The sequence below is a fragment of the Okibacterium fritillariae genome (assembly GCF_052783725.1).
Genome location: NZ_CP199917.1, coordinates 1,860,452 through 1,877,249 on the forward strand (window position 1 = coordinate 1,860,452; position 16,798 = coordinate 1,877,249).

The 16,798-nt window shown below is 68.0% G+C and carries 14 protein-coding genes; 4 read left to right on the forward strand and 10 right to left on the reverse strand.

Annotated elements, in window-relative coordinates; genetic code table 11:
- Positions 1 to 205 precede the first annotated feature (205 nt).
- Positions 206 to 547 carry an Rv2175c family DNA-binding protein gene (locus ACUWEX_RS08685; RefSeq protein ID WP_079727700.1) on the reverse strand — a complete coding sequence of 114 codons (342 nt, stop codon included), beginning with the start codon at positions 545 to 547 and terminating at the stop codon, positions 206 to 208.
- 188 nt (positions 548 to 735) lie between these two features.
- Between ACUWEX_RS08685 and ACUWEX_RS08690 the strand changes: the two genes are divergently transcribed.
- Positions 736 to 2,040, forward strand: coding sequence for a LysM peptidoglycan-binding domain-containing protein (locus ACUWEX_RS08690; RefSeq protein WP_445995970.1), 1,305 nt, complete (start codon positions 736 to 738; stop codon positions 2,038 to 2,040).
- A 95-nt stretch (positions 2,041 to 2,135) separates the two neighbouring features.
- Positions 2,136 to 4,067, forward strand: a complete 1,932-nt coding sequence (gene pknB / locus ACUWEX_RS08695; protein ID WP_234991017.1) for a Stk1 family PASTA domain-containing Ser/Thr kinase — start codon at positions 2,136 to 2,138, stop codon at positions 4,065 to 4,067.
- A 72-nt stretch (positions 4,068 to 4,139) separates the two neighbouring features.
- Here pknB and ACUWEX_RS08700 read toward each other — a convergent pair whose 3' ends face one another.
- The 3 genes from ACUWEX_RS08700 to ACUWEX_RS08710 form a co-directional block, all read right to left on the reverse strand.
- Entirely contained in the window at positions 4,140 to 5,507 is a 1,368-nt protein-coding gene (locus ACUWEX_RS08700; RefSeq protein ID WP_077053087.1) for a class II 3-deoxy-7-phosphoheptulonate synthase, read from the reverse strand.
- A 65-nt stretch (positions 5,508 to 5,572) separates the two neighbouring features.
- On the reverse strand, positions 5,573 to 6,262 hold the full coding sequence (locus tag ACUWEX_RS08705; RefSeq protein ID WP_079727703.1) for a lysophospholipid acyltransferase family protein: 690 nt from the start codon (positions 6,260 to 6,262) through the stop codon (positions 5,573 to 5,575).
- Between the two features lie 10 nt (positions 6,263 to 6,272).
- A complete protein-coding gene (locus ACUWEX_RS08710; protein WP_079727704.1) occupies positions 6,273 to 7,247 on the reverse strand; it encodes an ROK family glucokinase in 975 nt (324 codons plus the stop codon).
- Between the two features lie 163 nt (positions 7,248 to 7,410).
- Here ACUWEX_RS08710 and ACUWEX_RS08715 point away from each other — a divergent pair, with 163 nt between their 5' ends.
- On the forward strand, positions 7,411 to 9,261 hold the full coding sequence (locus ACUWEX_RS08715; protein ID WP_445995971.1) for an AMP-dependent synthetase/ligase: 1,851 nt from the start codon (positions 7,411 to 7,413) through the stop codon (positions 9,259 to 9,261).
- 113 nt (positions 9,262 to 9,374) lie between these two features.
- Here the strand turns inward: ACUWEX_RS08715 and def are convergent, their stop codons facing one another.
- Positions 9,375 to 9,866 carry a peptide deformylase gene (gene def, locus ACUWEX_RS08720; protein WP_445995972.1) on the reverse strand — a complete coding sequence of 164 codons (492 nt, stop codon included), beginning with the start codon at positions 9,864 to 9,866 and terminating at the stop codon, positions 9,375 to 9,377.
- A gap of 72 nt (positions 9,867 to 9,938) precedes the next feature.
- Entirely contained in the window at positions 9,939 to 13,346 is a 3,408-nt protein-coding gene (locus ACUWEX_RS08725) for a pyruvate carboxylase (protein WP_445995973.1), read from the reverse strand.
- An 86-nt stretch (positions 13,347 to 13,432) separates the two neighbouring features.
- Between ACUWEX_RS08725 and ACUWEX_RS08730 the strand changes: the two genes are divergently transcribed.
- Positions 13,433 to 14,251 (forward strand): ParA family protein, encoded by an 819-nt coding sequence (locus tag ACUWEX_RS08730; protein ID WP_077053082.1) that lies wholly within the window; start codon positions 13,433 to 13,435, stop codon positions 14,249 to 14,251.
- 120 nt (positions 14,252 to 14,371) lie between these two features.
- Here ACUWEX_RS08730 and ACUWEX_RS08735 read toward each other — a convergent pair whose 3' ends face one another.
- From ACUWEX_RS08735 to ACUWEX_RS08750, 4 genes are all read right to left on the reverse strand, one after another.
- Positions 14,372 to 14,761: a VOC family protein gene (locus tag ACUWEX_RS08735; protein ID WP_445995974.1), complete on the reverse strand. Its 390-nt coding sequence runs from the start codon at positions 14,759 to 14,761 to the stop codon at positions 14,372 to 14,374.
- 8 nt (positions 14,762 to 14,769) lie between these two features.
- Positions 14,770 to 15,252: a MerR family transcriptional regulator gene (locus ACUWEX_RS08740; protein ID WP_234991099.1), complete on the reverse strand. Its 483-nt coding sequence runs from the start codon at positions 15,250 to 15,252 to the stop codon at positions 14,770 to 14,772.
- 230 nt (positions 15,253 to 15,482) lie between these two features.
- A complete protein-coding gene (ftsR, locus tag ACUWEX_RS08745) occupies positions 15,483 to 16,223 on the reverse strand; it encodes a transcriptional regulator FtsR (protein WP_079727709.1) in 741 nt (246 codons plus the stop codon).
- Positions 16,223 to 16,738: an FHA domain-containing protein gene (locus ACUWEX_RS08750; RefSeq protein WP_079727987.1), complete on the reverse strand. Its 516-nt coding sequence runs from the start codon at positions 16,736 to 16,738 to the stop codon at positions 16,223 to 16,225. The genes ftsR and ACUWEX_RS08750 overlap by 1 nt, the downstream gene beginning before the upstream one ends.
- Positions 16,739 to 16,798 lie beyond the last annotated feature (60 nt).

Here is a 16,798-nt window from a genome sequence, read left to right on the forward strand (position 1 = left end):
CGCCGACTCCCACTAGAGCAAGCCGCTCGCCCCGCGCTAGAGCAAGCCGCGTCGACTCTTACCGGAGGACGCCGCGCCGATTTTTGCGACAGCACGCCGCGTCGACTCTTACTGGAGTAACCCGCGTCGACTCCGTCGGCGATCTGGAGCGAGCTGTGTCGACTCGGTCGGTGATCCGACCGACCCTGTTCGAGTGTGAGGGCGTTTAGCCGAGCGCCTGGGCGACGCGGCGGACCTCGGTCTTGCGGCCCGAACGCAGCGCCTCGATGGGCGAAACGCCGAGGCTCTCGTCTTCGCTGAGCAGCCAGTCCATGGCCTCGTCGTCGGAGAAACCCGAGTCGGCGAGCACGAACAGGGTTCCACGCAGTTCGTGCAGCGGCTCGTTGTCGCGCAGGAACACGGCGGGAACGCTCAGGATGTTGTCGCGGCGAACGGCGAGCAGGTGCCTGTCTTCGATCAGACGGCGCACCCGGCTCTGGCTGAGGTCGAGCAGCTCGACGAGGTCAGGAACAGTGAGCCACTCGTGGTGGGAAAACGCATCAGTCACACCCCGAGTCTGCCACGATCCCGGGGCCCGGAAAAGCAGACGGGCGGCAAAACGACGTCGGATGACGCGGGCACCGCGCACCCCGGACATCCGCCGCCCTGCCCCCGCGTGTTGACGAGGTTCTCTCGACTGTGTCACCGTGGGTACGCAATGTCACTCAAACGGGGGTCACGAAAGATGGGCACATCATGCGCCGACGCACCCTGACCACCCCCGCTGCTCTGTCCAACACGGGTGCTGTTCTCACCAGCACGGGCGGCATCATGCTCGGTCTCGCGCTCACGGCGCCCCTGGCCGCACACGGCGCTCCGCACACGGCACCCGATGACCGCGACCTGCCCGACGACCCCTCGGACAATGGCCTGGCGAACGGCACGGGCGCAACCGCAGCCGCAGCCGCAGCCGCAGCCGCAGCCGCATCATCAACCGCAGCCGACCAAATGGATGTCCCGGCGCACGCTCTTATCCAGCACCCCGGCGCCGAACCCACCTGGGGCGATATCTCGAGCACCCGCCCTCTTCCCACCCTCGGTCTCGGCGGGACAACGGGAGAACGATCGGGCGAGAACATGACCGCGGCCGGTCCCTCGGTCGCTTCCAGCGCATCCTCCTACACCGTCCAGAGCGGGGATACCGTGTCTGACATCGCGCAGAAGCACGGCGTGGCGACGGCATCCGTTCTGGCCCTCAACGGCCTGAGCTGGTCGAGCACGATCTTCCCCGGGCAGGAGCTGACCTTGCGCGCAGAAGCGGCGGCCCCCTCGACACCCGCACCTGCCCCCGTCCCGTCGGCGCCCTCCGCGCAGGCCCCGTCGACGTCGGCGTCGTACACGGTCGTCTCGGGCGACACCCTGAGCGGCATCGCGGCGACACACGGCGTGACGACATCCGCGTTGTTCGCCGCGAACGGTCTGCACGGCGGCGACATCATCTACCCGGGCCAGACCATCACGCTTCCGGGCCTGCAGACGGCGGCCGCGACGACGCCTACCCCGCCGGCCGCGCAGCCCGCTCCCCCGGCCGCGACCCCCGCACCGGCACCCGCACCCGCTCCTGCGCCGCAGCCCGCGCCCCAGGTCATCGCCGCGCTCGACGCCCCCATGACCGAGAACGCCCGCCTCATCATCGGGACGGGCCGCAGCATCGGAGCCAGCGACCAGGCCATCGTGATCGCGTTGGCCGCCGCGATGCAGGAGTCGAGCATGCGCAACATCGACCACGGCGATCGCGATTCGCTCGGCCTGTTCCAGCAGCGCCCGAGCCAGGGCTGGGGGACGCCGGACCAGGTGCGCGACCGGCAGCGAGCCATCCTCGCGTTCTTCGGCGGGAAGACGAACCCGAACACGGGCGTCACCTCAGGTCTATTCGACGTTCCGGGCTGGGAGAACCTCTCGGTGACGCAGGCCGCCCAGGCCGTGCAGAAGTCGGCGCATCCCGATGAATACGCGAAGTGGGAAGCATCCGCCCGCTCGTGGCTGGCCCAGCTGGGCTAGAGGTTTCTTACGATCCGGTTACGAATATCGAACCGGTGCGTGTCTCATCGGTGTTTTGCCAGGCCGTCGGTGATGCCACTCCATAGACTCTCTTCGTGACCACCAGCCAGCAGACCGACCCCATGATCGGGCGTCTCATCGACGATCGATACGAGGTTCGTTCGCGCATCGCCCGTGGCGGCATGGCAACGGTCTACCTGGCCACAGACCTGCGCCTCGAGCGCCGGGTGGCCATCAAGATCATGCACGGTCACCTGTCCGACGACTCGAACTTCACCTCGCGCTTCGTGCAAGAGGCCCGTTCGGCCGCTCGACTGGCCAACCCGCACGTGGTCAGCGTCTTCGACCAGGGTCAAGATTCCGATATGACCTATCTGGTCATGGAGCACCTGCCCGGCATCACCGTGCGCGAGCTGCTGCGCGATCACGGCCGGCTCACCCCGCGCCAGGTCGTCGACATCATGGATGCCGTCGTCACCGGTCTGGCGGCCGCCCACCGCGCGGGCATCGTGCACCGCGACCTCAAGCCCGAGAACGTGCTGCTCGCCGACGACGGTCGCATCAAGATCGGCGACTTCGGCCTCGCCCGCGCCGCCAGCGCCAACACGGCCACGGGCCAGGCCCTGCTCGGCACGATCGCCTACCTCTCCCCCGAGCTCGTCACGCGCGGCATCGCCGACAAGCGCAGCGACATCTACGCGCTCGGCATCATGATGTACGAGATGCTCACGGGTGAGCAGCCCTACAAGGGCGAGCAGCCCATGCAGATCGCCTACCAGCACGCCAACGAGTCGGTTCCCCGGCCGAGCGCGCTGGTGCCCGGCATCCCCGACGAATTCGACGACCTCGTGCTGTGGACGACGGAGCGCAACCCCGACGAACGCCCCGCCGACGCCAGCGAGCTGCTCGAGCGCCTGCGCGAGGTCGAGAACACGCTCGGCATGCCCGCCACGAACACGTCGCACGCCACCATGCTCATGCCCGCGCCGCTCGAATCGCAGTCTCCGGCCGAGCTGACGCGCGTGCTCACCTCGCAGGCCGTTGCCACCGGGCCGGTCGATGCGGATGACGCGCCCACCGTTCTCGGCCGACAGAGCAATGCCCGCCGCCGACGTGGCTACTGGCTGCTCGCGCTCATTCTGTTGCTCACCGCCGGTTCCGTCGGAACGGGCCTCTACTTCGGGGCCGGGCCCGGCGCCCAGGTCGCCATCCCCACCGTCGTCGGTTCGAGCGTCGAAGATGCCGACGCGGCGCTCGAGGAGCTCGAGCTTGTTCCGGCGCATGCGCAGGTCTACAGCCTCGAGGTCGCGCCCGGCATGGTGATGGATGCGAAGCCCGGGGCCGGAGCATCCGTCGCCCGCGGCACCACCGTGACGCTCACCGTGTCGCAGGGCCCGCAGCCCGTGACGCTCGGTGTGCTCGCGGGCCGGCCACTGCCCGAGGTGCAGGCCGAGTTCGATCAGAACAAGCTCACGGTGGGCGCGGTGACGAAGAACTTCGTCGCCGATATCCCCGCCGACACCATCATCTCGGCGTCGCGGCAATCCGATGGCGGCGACATGTCCCAGGGCGGAGACACCGCGCAGGGTCAGACGATCGACCTGGTCGTCTCGGCCGGCCCGATTCCGGATGTCGCGGGCCAGACCCTCGAGAACGCCACCACGACCCTCGCCACCGTCAACCTCGGCGTGGGCGAGAAGAAGCAGAGCCAGTTCAGCGACAGCGTCCCGGCCGGCGACGTGATCGGCATCGTTCCCCCCGCGGCCGATCAGACCATCACCGAGGGCAGCCAGATCACGCTCATCATCTCGAAGGGGCCGGATGTCGTCACGGTTCCCGACCTCGCCGGCAAGAACATCGCCGACGCGAAGGCGGCCCTCGAGCAGCTCGGCTTCACCGTCAAGGTCACGACGATCGTGCCCGAGAACGCCTGGAACCTGCCTGGCCTGACCGTCACGGGCTCAGACCCGGCCGCCGGCACCGCCATCAAGCGCGGCGCCACCGTCACCATCACGGCCAACATCTAGCCCCCAGACACACCCAGACACACGAAGAAGGGCCCCGCTCGAAAGCGGGGCCCTTCTTCGTCGATACGAACGTTACTTCGCGAGCTCCTCGGCCACGAGGAACGCCAGCTCGAGCGACTGCATGTGGTTGAGGCGCGGGTCGCACAGCGACTCGTAGCGCGTCGCGAGCGACGCCTCGTCGATGTGCTCGGAGCCGCCGAGGCACTCGGTGACGTCGTCGCCCGTGAGCTCGACGTGGATGCCACCCGGGTGGGTGCCGGCCGCGCGGTGCGCCTCGAAGAAGCCCTTGACCTCGTCGACCACGTCGTCGAAACGACGGGTCTTGTAGCCCGTGGGCGTCGTCAGACCGTTGCCGTGCATCGGGTCGGTGACCCAGAGCGGCGTGGCATCGGTCTTCTTGATGGCCTCGAGCAGGGGCGGCAGGGCATCGCGGATCTTGCCGGCGCCCATGCGCGTGATGAACGTGAGGCGGCCGGGCTCGCGGTTGGGGTCGAGCTTCTCGATCAGGGCCGTCATGGTCTCGGGTGTGGTGCTGGGGCCGAGCTTGACGCCGATCGGGTTGCGCACCCGCGACAGGAAGTCGACGTGCGCGCCGTCGAGGTCGCGCGTGCGCTCCCCGATCCAGATGAAGTGGGCCGACGTGTTGTAGGGCGTGCCCGTGCGCGAGTCGATGCGCGTCATGGGGCGCTCGTAGTCCATGAGCAGACCCTCGTGCGCCGTGTAGAACTCGACGCGCTTGAGCTCGTCGAAGTCGGCTCCCGCCGCCTCCATGAACTTGATCGCCTTGTCGATGTCCTTGGCCAGCTGTTCGTACATCTGGTTGGCGGGATTGGAGGCGAAGCCCTTGTTCCAGCTGTGCACCTCGCGCAGGTCGGCGAAACCGCCCTGCGTGAAGGCCCGGATGAGGTTCAGCGTCGAGGCGGCCATGTGGTAGCCCTCGACGAGGCGCTGCGGGTCGGCACGACGCGATTCGGGCGTGAAGTCGTAGCCGTTGACGATGTCGCCGCGGTAGGCGGGCAGCGTGACGCCGCCGCGCGTCTCGGTGTCGCTCGAACGCGGCTTGGCGAACTGGCCGGCCATGCGCCCCATCTTGATGACGGGCATGGAGGCGCCGTAGGTGAGCACCACGGCCATCTGCAGGATGGTCTTGACCCGGTTGCGGATCTGGTCGGCCGTCGCGCCGGCAAACGTCTCGGCGCAATCGCCACCCTGCAACAGGAAGGCACCACCGGCGGCGGCACGGCCGAGGCGCTCGCGCAACAGGTCGACCTCACCCGCGAAGACGAGGGGCGGGAACGCGGCGATCTGAGCAGATGCCTTCTGCACGGCCTCGGCGTCGGGCCACTGCGGCTGCTGCTTGATCTCGAGCTCACGCCAATAGTCCAAACCGGCAATCACGGACTCGTCTGCCAACACAACCGGCTCAGTCGGATTCACCACAGTTTTTCCTATTTCTTTCGCAGGGAAATGCCTCGCACCAGGGGCACGAGGCACGGTGCTTCAGCCTATCGCGAAAGGGCGGCGGCCTTCTCCTTGACGCTCGTGGCGTAGACATCCCGATATTCCTGGCGGCTGAGCCGCTGCATCTCGTACATGAGCTCGTCGGTCACCGAGCGCAGGATGAAGCGGTCGGATTCCATACCCTCGAAACGCGAGAAGTCGAGGGGCTCGCCGATGATGATGCCCATGCGGCGGATGCGCGGCAACCGACGCCCAGTCGGCATGGCCTTCTCGGTGTCGATCATGGCGACGGGGATGATGGGCACCCCGGCCTCGATCACCATGCGCGCCACACCGGTGCGGCCGCGGTACATCTTGCCGTCGGGGCTGCGCGTTCCCTCGGGGTAGATGCCGAGCAGCGAACCGCGCGACAGCACCTTCAGGCCCGTGCGCAGCGACGCCTCCGAGGCCTTGCCGCCCGAGCGGTCGATGGGCAGCTGACCCGTCGCGCTCATGAACGTCTTGGTGGCCCAGCCCTTGAGGCCGCGGCCACTGAAGTACTCGCTCTTGGCGAGGAACGCGATGCGGCGGCGCAGGTAGAGCGGCAGCAGCACCGAGTCGATGAACGACAGGTGGTTGCTCGCCAGGATCGCCGCACCGTGGCGCGGAACGTTCTCCTCGCCGACCACCCACACGCGGAAGAGCGCCTTGACGAGGGGTCCGACGACCACCTGCTTCATCAACCAATAGAACATCGGCGTTCCACTACTTTCTCGGGGCCGAGTGACCCGCGGGGAGGCGCGAGGCAAAGTGCCGCGCCAGATCGGCTGCGCCCACGACACCCGCGTCGTTGACCAGTTCCGCAATCCTAAACTCCGGCTCGGGGTGATACCCGCGCGCCGAGAGGTTTTCTTCATAGGCGTGTCGGATGGGATCGAGCAGGAGGTCTCCGGCCTGGGCCACTCCCCCGCCGATGACGAACATCTGCGGGTCGAGCACGGCGCCGAAGGTGGCGCAGGCCTCACCGATCACGGTGCCGAGCTGGCGGAGCGCCGTAAGGGCTCCCAGATCGCCGTCGCCGATGAGCTCGGCGATGTCCGAGCCGTCGAGGCGGCCGCGTTCGGCGCGCACCCGGGCGAGGTTCTGGCCGATACCACCCGCGTCGGCGAGCTCGTTGGCGATGCGTTGCAGCGCGCGGCCCGAGGCGTATTGCTCGAGGCATCCGTGCGCCCCGCAGCCGCACAGGAGACCGCCCGGGACGAGCCGCAGGTGGCCCAGCTCGGCGCCCGCGCCGAAGCCGCCGCGGAAGAGCGTGTCGGACGCGACGATGGCCCCGCCCACGCCCGTGCCGATGGTGAGCATGACCATATCGCTGACGAGGCGCGCGGCACCGAAACGGAACTCGGCCCAGCCTGCGGCGTTGGCGTCGTTCTCGATGACGATGGGCAGGTCGATGCGGGCCTCGAGCTTGGCGCGGAACGGCTCGTTGCGCCAGTTGATGTTGGGCGCGTAGTAGACAGTCGACTGCGCGGCGTCGATGAACCCGGCGGCGGCGACGCCCACGGCGACGACATCGTGCTCGGCCGACAGGGCCGTGACCATCTCGACGACGGCGTTCTCGATGAGCTGCGGCGCGCCGGCCGGAGTGGGCGTGCGCAGATCTCGGACGATCGTGCCGTCGGGGTCGATGACCGCTCCCGCGATCTTCGTTCCGCCGATATCGATTCCGATCGCGTGCACGCGCTGACCTCCGGGTCGTCGAGGGGTGGTGGTGGTGTGGCGGCCAGGGGCAGCAGCACTCCCCGAGTGTAAACCCGCGGCCCCGCGCGCGCCATTTGGAGTCCGACCCGTGGAACACCCGTAGAGTAGAGGCACCCGATTACCTGGTACCGAAGGAGTTGCCGTGGAAAAGATCGCCACAACGTTTGTCACGCCCGCCGTCGTCCCGAAGGACCCCGACGCGAACGCGACCGACCTGCTGGTCGACCGAGTCGCGGCGACGCCCGACCGCCCCCTCTTCGCCGTTCCCGACGCGGCGGTTCCGTCCGGCTGGCGCGACATCACGGCGCGGGAGTTCCTCGACCAGGTCACGGCCCTCGCCAAGGGCTTCGTCGCGGCCGGCATCGAGCCCGGCGACCGCATCGGCCTCATGTGCAAGACGCGCTACGAGTGGACGCTCATCGACTTCGCCGCCTGGTTCGCCGGCGCCATCCTCGTGCCCGTCTACGAGACGTCCTCCCCCAGCCAGGTGCAGTGGAACCTGAGCGACTCCGAGGCCGACGCCGTCATCCTCGAGACCGCCGAGCATTTCTCGCGCTTCGACGAGGTTCACCCCGAGCTGCCCCGCATCGATAAGGTCTGGCAGATCGACCTGGGCGACCTCGAAAAGCTCGCTGCACAGGGTGTCGACGTCCCCGATACCGAGATCGAACGACGTCGCTCTATCGCCAACGAAGACGATATCGCCACCCTCATCTACACGTCAGGGTCCACCGGCAAGCCGAAGGGATGCGTGCTCACCCACGCCAACTTCGTCGAGCTCTCGCGCAACGCCTACGTCGCGCTCAACGATGTGCTCGAAGACCCGGATGGCGCGTCCACGCTGCTCTTCATCACCACCGCCCACGTGTTCGCTCGCTTCATCTCCATCCTCAACGTGCACGCCGGCGTGCGCACGGGGCACCAGGCCGACACCAAGCAGCTGCTGCCCGCGCTCGGGTCGTTCAAGCCGACGTTCCTGCTGGCCGTGCCGCGGGTCTTCGAGAAGGTCTACAACTCGGCCGAACAGAAGGCCGAAGGCGGCGGCAAGGGCAAGATCTTCCGCGCGGCCGCCGATTTCGCCGTCGAGTACTCGAAGGCCGGTGAGAAGGGCGAGGTGACCTTCGGCATGAAGGTCAAGTTCGCGCTCTACAACAAGCTCGTCTACAGCAAGCTGCGCGCGGCCATGGGCGGTCGCGTCAAATACGCCGTGTCGGGTTCGGCACCGCTCGGGCCGCGCCTCGGGCACTTCTTCCACAGCCTCGGCATCGTCATCCTCGAGGGGTATGGCCTGACCGAGACCACGGCGCCCGCGAGCGTCAACCTGAGCACCAAGTCGAAGATCGGCACGGTCGGGCCCGCGATGCCCGGTGTCGGCATCCGCATCGCCGAGGACGGCGAAGTCGAGGTCTCGGGCATCAACATCTTCAAGGAGTACTGGAAGAACCCCGAAGCCACGGCCGAGGCGTTCGACGACGGTTGGTTCCGCACGGGCGACATCGGGTCATTCGACGAGGACGGCTTCTTGACCATCACGGGCCGCAAGAAGGAGATCATCGTGACGGCGGGTGGCAAGAACGTGGCCCCGGCCGCGCTCGAAGACCCCATCCGCTCGAACCCCGTCGTCGGCCAGGTCGTCGTCGTGGGCGATCAGAAGCCCTTCATCTCGGCGCTCATCACGCTCGACCCCGAGATGCTTCCCACCTGGCTGGCCAACAACGGTGAGGATGGCTCGCTCTCGCTTGAGCAGGCCGCCTCGAATCCCGCCGTGCTCGGCGAGATCCAGCGCGCCATCGACGCCGCCAACGCCCGGGTCTCGCGCGCCGAATCGATCCGCAAGTTCGTGGTCCTGACGACCGAATTCACCGAAGCGTCGGGCCACCTGACACCCAAGATGAGCATCAAGCGCCACGTGATCATGAAGGACTTCGCCGACACCGTCGAGAACCTCTACGCCGGCTCGCCCAACACGCAGGGGCACTCGATCCTGCACTAGCGGCGCGAATGACGAAGGCCCCGATCACCGGTGAGTGGTCGGGGCCTTCATCATGAGGGGCGCGCATGCACGCCGGCGTCGCCCGGCGCGGGGTGCGGGGCGCACGGCTCGGCTCAGAACCAGTCGCTCTCGCGGACCTGCTTCATGGCCTCGCGGCGGTGCTGCTTCTCGAGCCGGTCGAGGTAGAGCATGCCGTCGAGGTGATCGGTCTCGTGCTGCAGGGCCTGCGCCATGAGCCCTTCGCCCGAAACCTCGATCTCGTTGCCGTCAACGTCGATTCCGCGCACGCGCGCGAACGGGTAGCGCGGGGTCGGGAACCAGAGACCCGGCACCGACAAGCATCCCTCGTCGACCGGTTCGGGCTCACCCGACACCTCGACGAGCACGGGGTTGATGACGTAGCCCACGTTGCCGTCGATGTTGTAGCTGAAGGCGCGCAGGTTGACGCCGATCTGGCTCGCCGCCACACCCGCACGACCCGGCAACTTGACGCTGTCGACGAGGTCGTCGATGAGACCACGGATGCCGTCGTCGATATCGCCGATCGGTTCGGAGGGCGTCTTCAACACGGGGTCGCCGAACAGGCGGATCTGTCGTTCTGTCACGATGTCTTTCTGTTGTCGTACTGGTCCCTGGCCCGGGGCGGCCGGTGCAGACCGGACCGCCCCGAGTGAGGACTATTCGCTGGGGGTGATGACGACCAGCAGGTCGCCGGCCTCGACCTGCTGCGTGGTCGAGATGGCCAGGCGCTCGATCTTGCCGGCGACGGGGGCCGTGATGGCGGCTTCCATCTTCATGGCCTCGATGGAGGCGACGGGCTGGCCGCTCGTGACCTTCGTACCGGGTTCGACCTTGAGCGTGACGACACCCGAGAACGGCGCGGCGACCTGGCCGGGCTTCGACGTGTCGGCCTTCTCGGCGGCCTTCGACTCGATGGCCACGCTGCGGTCGCGCACGAACACGGGGCGCAGCTGGCCGTTGACCATGGTCATGACCGTGCGCATGCCCTTGTCGTCGGGCTCGCCGATGGCTTCGAGGCCCACGTAGAGGCGCACACCCTTCGAGAACTCGACCACGTATTCACCCTCGGGCTCGAGGCCGTAGAGGTAGTCGACCGTGTCGATGATGGAGAGGTCGCCGAACAGCTCGCGCATCTGCTCGAACTGGCGCGTGGGCGCCGGGAACAGCAGACGGTTGAGGGTGGAACGACGCTCGAGGGAGTCGCCGTCGAGTGCCGCGAGGTCATCCGCACTCACGGGGGCCACGTCGATGTTCACGTGACGGCCCTCGAGCACCTTCGAGCGGAAGGGCTCGGGCCAGCCGCCGGGCAGTTCGCCCAGCTCGCCCGCCATGAAGCCGACGACCGATTCGGGGATGTCGTATTTGCTCGGGTTCTGCTCGAAGTCGGCCGGGTCGGCGTTCACGGCCGCGAGGTGCAGCGCCAGGTCGCCGACGACCTTCGACGAGGGCGTGACCTTGGGGATGCGGCCGAGGATCTTGTTCGCCGCGGCGTACATGTCCTCGATCTTCTCGAAGTCGTTCTCGAGGCCCAGCGCGATGGCCTGCTGGCGCAGGTTGGACAGCTGGCCACCCGGGATCTCGTGCTTGTAGACGCGGCCGGTGGGGCCGGGCAGGCCGGACTCGAACGGCTTGTAGACGTGGCGCACGGCCTCCCAGTAGGGCTCGAGGTCTGAGACGGCAGCGAGCGAGAGGCCCGTGTCGCGCTCGGTGTGCGCCAGGGCGGCGACGAGAGCGGAGGCCGAGGGCTGGCTCGTCGTGCCGGCCATGGGTGCGCTCGCGACATCCACCGCGTCGGCGCCGGCGGCACTGGCCGCGAGCAGGGTGGCCAGCTGACCACCCGCCGTGTCGTGCGTGTGCACGTGCACCGGAACGTCGAAACGCTCACGGAAGGCCGAGACGAGCTTGGCGGCCGCGGCGGGGCGCAGGAGACCGGCCATGTCCTTGATGGCGAGGATGTGGGCACCGGCCGCCACGATCTGGTCGGCCAGGCCCAGGTAGTAGTCGAGGGTGTAGAGGTCTTCGGCGGGGTCGAGCAGGTCGCCCGTGTAGCAGACGGCCACCTCGGCGATGGTCGTTCCCGTCTTCAGCACGGCGTCGATCGCCGGGCGCATCTGCTCGACGTCGTTGAGCGCGTCGAAGATGCGGAAGATGTCGACACCCGTCGCCGCGGCCTCGCGCACGAACGCGTCGGTGACCTCGGTCGGGTAGGGCGTGTAGCCCACGGTGTTGCGGCCGCGCAGCAGCATCTGGATGTTGACGTTGGGCAGGGCCTCGCGCAGGCTCGCCAGACGCTCCCACGGGTCTTCGCCAAGGAAACGCAGCGCCACGTCGTAGGTGGCGCCACCCCAGGCCTCGACCGACAGGAGTTCGGGCGTGAGCCGCGCAACGTAGGGCGCCACCGCGAGCAGGTCCTTAGTGCGCACGCGCGTGGCGAGCAGCGACTGGTGCGCGTCGCGGAAGGTCGTCTCGGTGACGGCCAGGGCGGTCTGCTCGCGCAGCGACTTCGCGAAGGCGACGGGGCCGAGCTCGAGCAGCTTCTGGCGAGAGCCGGCCGGGGCGGGCGCCGCAAGGTCGATCTTCGGCAGCTTGTCGATGGGCTTCACGCCCGTGGGCCGCGCGCCGTTCGGCTGGTTGACCGTGACATCGGCCAGCCAGTTCATGATCTTGGTGCCGCGGTCTTTCGACTCGTGACCCTTGAACAGGCCCGGGCGCTCCTCGATGAACGAGGTGCTCAGGTCACCCGCCACGAAATCGGGGTCTTCGAGCACGGCCTGCAGGAACGGGATGTTGGTGGACACGCCGCGAATTCGGAACTCGGCCAGGGCGCGCTTGGCGCGCGTGACGGCGGCCGGGAAGTCGCGGCCGCGGCACGTGAGCTTCGCCAGCATGGAGTCGAAGTGGGGGCTGATCTGCGCACCCGGGTTGATCGTTCCGCCGTCGAGGCGGATGCCGCCGCCACCCGGTGAGCGGTAGGTGGTGATCTTGCCCGTGTCGGGGCGGAAGTTCTGCGACGGGTCCTCCGTCGTGATGCGCGTCTGCAGCGCGGCACCGTGCATGTGGATCTGGTCCTGCGTGAGGCCCAGGTCGACGAGCGTCTCGCCCGAGGCGATGCGCATCTGCGACTGCACGAGGTCGACATCCGTGATCTCTTCGGTCACGGTGTGCTCAACCTGGATGCGGGGGTTCATCTCGATGAAGACGTGCTTGCCCGCGCGCTCCCCCGCCGTGTCGACGAGGAATTCGACGGTGCCGGCGTTGACGTAGCCGATGGACTTGGCAAAGGCCACGGCGTCGCGGTAGAGCGCCTGACGCAGCTCCTCCGAGATGTTCGGGGCCGGAGCGATCTCAACGACCTTCTGGTTGCGGCGCTGCACCGAGCAGTCGCGTTCGAACAGGTGCACGGTGCCGCCCTGGGCGTCGGCGAGGATCTGCACCTCGATGTGACGCGGGCGCAGCACGGCCTGCTCGAGGAACATGGTCGGGTCGCCGAACGCGCTGTCGGCCTCGCGCATGGCCTCGGCCAGGGCGGGGGCCAGCTCGTCCTTGGTGGCCACGCGACGCATACCGCGCCCGCCACCACCCGCGACGGCCTTGGCGAAGAGCGGGAAGCCCACGGCATCCGCACCGGCCAGCAATTCGTCGATGTCTTTCGAGGCGGGGGTGGATGCCAGCACGGGAACGCCCGCGGCGATGGCGTGCTCTTTCGCCGTGACCTTGTTGCCGGCCATCTCGAGCACCGAGGAGCCCGGACCGATGAACGTGATGCCGTTGGCCGCGGCCTGCTCGGCGAGATCGGGGTTCTCGGACAGGAAACCGTAGCCCGGGTAGATGGCGTCGGCGCCTGACTCCTTGGCGACCCGGATGATCTCGGCCACATCGAGGTAGGCGCGCACGGGATGCCCGGGCTCACCGATCTGGTAGGCCTCGTCGGCCTTCAAGCGGTGCAGCGAGTTGCGGTCTTCGTAGGGGAAGACGGCCACGGTGCCGGCGCCCAGCTCATAGGCGGCACGGAAAGCCCTGATCGCGATTTCTCCGCGGTTGGCGACAAGAATCTTCTTAAACATGCAGACCTTTCGGGGGGCTTCCGGGGGCGACAGCGCACAGCGAACGTTTAGGTTCTCTCAGCCTAGTAAAGGTAACGTAGACGATTGTGCATGTACTCAGCGTATCGAGCCTCAAAGGAGGCGTCGGCAAGACTACGGTCAGCCTCGGCTTGGCCTCCGCGGCGTTCGCGCGCGGCGTGCGAACCCTTGTCGTCGACCTCGACCCCCAGTCCGACGTGTCCACGGGCATGGATATCGCCCTCGCGGGCCGCCTGAACGTCGCCGACGTTCTCGCCTCGCCCAAGGAGAAGGTGGTCCGTCAGGCCATCGCCCCCTCCGGCTGGACCAAGACCCACCCCGGCACGATCGACGTCATGATCGGCAGCCCCTCGGCCATCAACTTCGACGGGCCGCACCCGTCGATCCGCGACATCTGGAAGCTCGAAGAGGCGCTTGCGCACGTCGAAGCCGACTACGACCTCGTGCTGATCGACTGCGCCCCCTCGCTCAACGCGCTCACGCGCACCGCCTGGGCCGCGAGCGACCGCGTGTCGGTCGTCACCGAGCCCGGCCTCTTCTCTGTGGCCGCCGCCGACCGTGCCCTGCGCGCGATCGAAGAGATCCGCCGCGGCCTCAGCCCGCGCCTGCAGCCCCTCGGCATCATCGTCAACCGCGTGCGTTCGCAGTCGCTCGAGCACCAGTTCCGCATCAAAGAGCTGCGCGACATGTTCGGCCCGCTCGTGCTCAGCCCGCAGCTGCCCGAGCGCACCTCGCTGCAGCAGGCCCAGGGGGCGGCCAAGCCGCTGCACATCTGGCCCGGCGACAGCGCGCAAGAGATGGCGCACAACTTCGACCTGCTGCTCGACCGCGTGCTGCGCACCGGCCGCGTGGGCGAATACGCCGAGCTGCCCGCTTCGGCGAAGTAGCCGCAGCTCCCCCGCGACCACGGTGGGATCCCAGCTTCGTAAGGCCTGCTCGACCAGGTGGGGCTCGCCCGTCGCGCGCATCGACGGCCCATTCAGATGTGGTCGAGAGCCTGAGTCCGCTCAGCGCGCGATCTCCCAGACGTAACCGCTCGGATCACGGAAGCTGGCTGTTCGGATTCCCCAGGGTCGATCCATGGGGCCGTTCAGGAGCACCACTCCCCGGGACACGAGTTCGGCGCACCGCTCGTCGACGTCGTCGACCGGGATGGTGAACTGCATGCGCGGGTTGTCGCTCGACGTGCCCACGCCGGCCGGATGCACGAGCTCCTCGGCCGCTTCGACCTTGAGCAGGTTGATGAGCGTGTTGTTGAAGGAAAACACGGCCGAGTCGTCGTCGAGGAACATGACGTCGAGGCCGAAGGCCGTGCGATAGAACTCGATCGAGTCGACGAGGTCATCGACGAACAGGGTGATAGCGGAGATGGCGGGAGGCCAGGCATCCGCGGTCATCGTGAGGCCTAAGCGCTCCGGGCGGCGCGGCGCGCGGCGAGCTCGTCGGACGGATCGAGCGTTTGCGGGTCGAACTCGACGAGCGTGGTCTCGACCTCGCGCAGAACCTTGCCGACCGCGATGCCGAAGACGCCCTGGCCGCGGCTGACGAGGTCAATGACCTCGTCGTTCGAGGTGCACAGGTAGACGCTGGCGCCATCGGACATGAGCGTGGTCTGAGCGAGGTCGTTGACGCCGGACTCGCGCAGCTGATTGACGGCCGTGCGGATCTGCTGCAGCGAGATGCCCGTGTCGAGCAGGCGCTTGACGAGCTTCAAGACGAGGATGTCGCGGAAGCCGTAGAGCCGCTGCGAACCCGAACCCGCAGCACCGCGGATGGTGGGCTCGACGAGCCCCGTGCGGGCCCAGTAGTCGAGCTGACGGTAGCTGATGCCGGCGGCGCGAGCGGCAACGGCACCACGGTAGCCCGCCTGGTCGTCACGCTCGGGCATGCCGTCGGTGAAGAGCAGCCCGAGACCGTAGCGAGCGTCGTCGTTCGACGACCCGCCGTCGTCGGCACGGTCGCCGTTGGCGCTGATATCGATCACCGTGAGCCCTTCTGAAGATGTCGCGGGGTTTGTTCCGCTGAGACAACGCTACCCATGCGGGCACCCGAGTACAACGACATCCGCATTCTGCGTTTCGGCGTGTCGAGTCACCGTGATGCTTCTGTGATAAATCGCTATCGGTCGAAGCGCGTGAGGGCCGCGCGGATGAGGCTCGAGCGCACGACCTCGAGCTGCCCGGCGATCTCACCCGAGAGCTCCTGGGCCTTGGCACGACTGGCGGCGTCTTGGCGCGTGGACAGCGGCAGGAGCGCACTCTCGACCATGCCGACCTCGCGTTCGGCCGCGCCGCGGTAGCCGCGCAGGTGGCGGGGCTCGATGCCGTAGCGCTGCAGGGCGACGAGCGCGCGCAGCACGGAGATGGCCTCTTCGCCGTGGAACTCGGCGGGCTGGATGAGGTTGGCGCTCACCGCGGCGGTGAACAGCGCTGCCGAGGCACCCGTGTCGCGCAGCAGGTCTTCGCGGCTGTAGCGGCGACCGGCCGGAATGATGGTGGAGACGGCCGCGAGGGGCGTGCCACCCGGGAAGACGGGCGCACGGCCCTCATCGAGGTCGGACAGGTATTGCCGGATGACCTTGAGCGGCAGGTAGTGGTCGCGCTGCATCGAGAGGATCAGCCGGAGCCGCTCGACGTCGACCGGCGAGAACTTGCGGTAGCCGGACTTGGTGCGCGACGGCGACACGAGACCCTGCTCTTCGAGGAAGCGCAGCTTGGAGTTGGTCAGGTCGGGAAACTCGGTGGTCAGGCGCGCGAGCACCTGCCCGATGCTGAGCAGAGGACCGCCCGCCGCCTTCGGTTGCGCTGCGGGTGTGCCGTGCGCTGCTGGCTTGCCCTGCGCTGCCGGGGCGGCCGACATCAAGCGTCCGACGGATTGGAAGCGTCGGAACGGATCGCGTCGGACTTGAGGGCATCAGCCTTGATGACATCGAGTCGCGACGGGTAGTAGGTGAGGCGGAACTTGCCGACCTGCACCTCGCCGCCGTCGACGAGGACAGCGGCGTCGATGCGCTTGCCGTCGTAGTAGGTGCCGTTGAGCGAGTTGAGGTCGCGGATCTCGAGCGTGCCCTCGTGGCGCACGAACTCGGCGTGACGGCGCGAGACCGTGACATCGTCGAGGAAGATGTCGGCGTCGGGGTGGCGGCCGACCGTCGTGACATCGGCGTCGAGCAGGAAGCGGGCTCCGGCGTTGGGACCGCGGCGCACGATGAGGAGGGCCGAGCCGGCCGGGAGGGCCGCAATGGCCTCGGTCTCCTCTGAGGTGACGCCGGCGTCGATCGCGGCCAGCGCCGCACCGAACTCAGCGCTGAAACTCGCCGTCGTGTCGCCGTCTACGCCATGCCCGGAACGCCCCTCGGGGGCGGGCACGCGCAGGTAAACACTGGTCTGCGGGTTCTTATCCTCGTGATGTGACACCTGGAACCTCCTCGGATT